The 2,884-nt window shown below is 75.6% G+C and carries 2 protein-coding genes; both read right to left on the bottom strand.

Annotation, left to right across the window (positions count from 1 at the left end):
* Nucleotides 1-73: 73 nt before the first annotated feature.
* Entirely contained in the window at nucleotides 74-490 is a 417-nt protein-coding gene (locus tag HYE82_RS35620) for a RidA family protein (protein WP_179178369.1), read from the bottom strand.
* Between the two features lie 111 nt (nucleotides 491-601).
* Nucleotides 602-2,194 carry an alpha/beta hydrolase gene (locus tag HYE82_RS35615; RefSeq protein WP_179178368.1) on the bottom strand — a complete coding sequence of 531 codons (1,593 nt, stop codon included), beginning with the start codon at nucleotides 2,192-2,194 and terminating at the stop codon, nucleotides 602-604.
* Nucleotides 2,195-2,884: the final 690 nt, after the last annotated feature.

Here is a 2,884-nt window from a genome sequence, read left to right as displayed (position 1 = left end):
CCCCCGCCTGGCGGTGGCCGCCACCCGGGCCCTGCGCACACTGCCCTGACGGCGGCTCGGCGGCCCGCGGCCGTCAGGGGCGGGCGGGCTCCGGGACGACGGCGAACGCCTCCACCTCCATGAGGAGGTCCGGGTGGACCAGGGCGGCGACCTGCACCGCCGAGGAAGCAGGGAGCCGGTCCGGGGCGATCACCGCGTCGCGGGCCGCGCGCAGCGCCGGGAGGTGGGCCATGTCCGTGAGGAAGTACGTCAGCTTCACGACGTCGTCGAAGCCCGCTCCGGCGGCGGCCAGGCACCGGCGCAGGTTCTCGAACACCTGCCGGGCCTGCGCCCCGGGGTCGCCGGCTCCCACGACGCCGCCCTCCTCGTCGAACGCGCACTGGCCGGACACGGCGACGAACGTCCCGGTGCCCAGGACGACGTGCGTGTAGCCGCTGGCGGGGGCGACGCCCTCCGGCGCCGCGATACGGGTGAGGTGGTGGTCGGTCATGGTGATGATCATGCCGTAGGGCCGCGGCCGGCCGGGAGCGGGGTAACTGCGCGAGCAGCCCCACCGGCCCCGACCGGCCCGCGGTGTCACGACGGGGCTTCCGCGGAGCGCTCAGCTGCGGAAGCCCAGCAGGCCGTGCAGGGCGGCACCGCCCGCCGACGGGGTCGCCGCGCGGCCGGCCGACGTCGGCTTCGGGTCGGGCTGGGCCGGGCAGATCGCGTCCGCCGCCTGGCCCGTGCGCAGGTAGGCCGACACCTTCTCGTCCAGGCAGGTGTTCCCGCTCAGCGAGACCCCGTGGTTTCCGCCGCCCTCCTCGATCACCAGCGCCGAGCCCTTCAGCTTGTCCCGCATGGTCAGCGCGCCCCCGAACGGCGTGGCCGCGTCCTGCGTGGCCTGCAGCAGCAGCGCCGGCGGGAGGTCGGCGTTGGTCACGTCCGGCGCCTGGAGCGGCTCCGTCTTCCAGAACGCGCACGGGGCGTTGTACCAGGCGTTGTTCCAGGTCATGAACGGAGCCTGGGCGTGCGTGATCCACATGTCGGCCCGCCAGGTGTTCCAGTCCTTCGGCCAGGCCGAGTCCCGGCACTGCACGGCCGTGTACACGCTGTATCCGTTGCCCGCCGTGGGCTCCACCGCGCCGAACCGCTCGTACGCCGCCACCAGCGGCTTGGCGTCCCCCTCCACCGTGTATGCCGAGAACGCCGCGGCCAGGCTCGGCCAGTAGCCGTTGTAGTAGCCGCCCGGCATGTACGTGTCCTCCAGCTCCGCCGGGCCCACCTTGCCGCCCGCCGGCTCCACGCGCAGTGCCGCGCGCATGGCGTACCAGCGCTGCTCGACCCCGGCCGGGTCGGTCCCGAGCCGGTAGGTCGCGTCGTGCTCGGCCACCCAGGCCAGGAACGCCTTGTGGCGGGAGTCGAAGGCGCGGTCCTGCGCGAGGTTGTCCTGGTACCAGACCCCGCCCGGGTCGACGACCGAGTCCAGGACCATGCGGTGGACGCGGCCCGGGTGCAGCTTGGCGTACACGGCGCCCAGGTAGGTGCCGTACGAGAAGCCGAAGTAGCTGAGCTTCGGCGCGCCCAGGGCGGTGCGGATCGCCTCGATGTCGCGGGCGGTGGACATGGTGTCGATGTACGGGAGCAGGTCCGCGTGCTTCGCCTGGCAGGCCTCGGCGAAGGCCTTCACCCGGTTCAGGTTGGCCTGCTCGGTCTGCGTCCCGTACGGCACGGAGTCGGGGCGTACGGGGTTGAAGTGGTTGGCGGTGCAGTCGAGGGCGGGCTCGCTCCCGCCGACCCCGCGGGGGTCGAAGCCGATCACGTCGTACTGGGCGGCCACGTCCTTCGGCAGGGCGGAGGCGATGTACGGTGCCAGGCCCCGGCCGCTGCCGCCGGGCCCGCCCGGGTTCACCAGGAGCGGGCCCTGGCTCTTGGCGGCGGTGTGCGGGACGCGGGTCAGGGCCAGGGTGATCTGGCGCCCGGAGGGGTGGGTGTGGTCGAGGGGGACCTTGAGGGAGGCGCACTCCAACGTCGGGTAGCGGCTGGTGGCGCAGCCGGTCCAGCGCAGCGCGGCCGCCGGGGCGGACGCGGCGGCGCCTGAGGTGGCGGCGGCCGCGGGGGCCGGCGCGGCCCCGAGCTGGCCGGCCACCGCGGCGGCGGTGGCGGTGGCGATCGACAGCAGGACGGCGGCGCGCTTCTTCAAGGGACGGGTCATGGGGCCTCCCAGCAGAGGGTTCTGGGCGGAATCGTCCCGGAAGCGCGGCCCGGAAACCGGGATTGGACCCCGGATTGGCCCGATGGGATGAGGCCGGATCGACGGCTCCTCGGCCGCCGCCCGCGCTCGTGGCAGCCCGAGCCGGGCCGGACCGGCCTCCGCGGACCAGGCCGGCCGCTCCGGCGGCACGATCTTCCCGGCGGCAGCCCGCCGGACCGGGCCGATGCCGAATTCCACCGCGATCCCGTGGACTTGGCAGGTGGTCCAGCGCCGCCACCGGGCGGGCACTCCCCGCCCGCGTACGCCCGCGCCCGCCGCCCCACCGGGTGCGGGCGGGGCCCGGCCCGGCCAGTTGGCGCACCCGCCGCGCACCCCCGGCCGCAGATGGAGTACCAGGGGTGTTCACGGCGGCCTCGCGTCGGCCGCGACGGCGGCGCGGCGGCCCGCAGCCGCGCGGCGGAGTCCGGGCGGCCGCGGCACCGGCCGCCGTCAGCTCAGCGTTTCGGGAAGCGGGCAGGGGGAGGCGTTCTGCTTCCCCCCGGCGAAGCGCCGACGGCAGGGCTGAACGCCTCGCAGGGCATCCGGCGCAGCCGCGCCGTGGCCCCGTGGCGCCGGTGCGGGCCCGGGCCTTGTGGAATTCCCCCCGCCGCCGGCATCCATCGCTTTCAATGGCCCGGTGGAGGGGACACG

The sequence above is a fragment of the Streptomyces sp. BR123 genome (genome assembly GCF_013401435.1).
Lineage (GTDB): Bacteria > Actinomycetota > Actinomycetes > Streptomycetales > Streptomycetaceae > Streptomyces.
Note: the sequence above shows the minus strand (reverse complement) of the source record. Positions and strands in the feature narration are given on the sequence as shown.

Bases quoted from the DNA above. Each gene is read 5' to 3' on its own strand.
- HYE82_RS35615 (WP_179178368.1), bottom strand. From the start codon at position 2,194: ATGACCCGTCCCTTGAAGAAGCGCGCCGCCGTCCTGCTGTCGATCGCC.
- HYE82_RS35620 (WP_179178369.1), bottom strand. From the start codon at position 490: ATGACCGACCACCACCTCACCCGTATCGCGGCGCCGGAGGGCGTCGCC.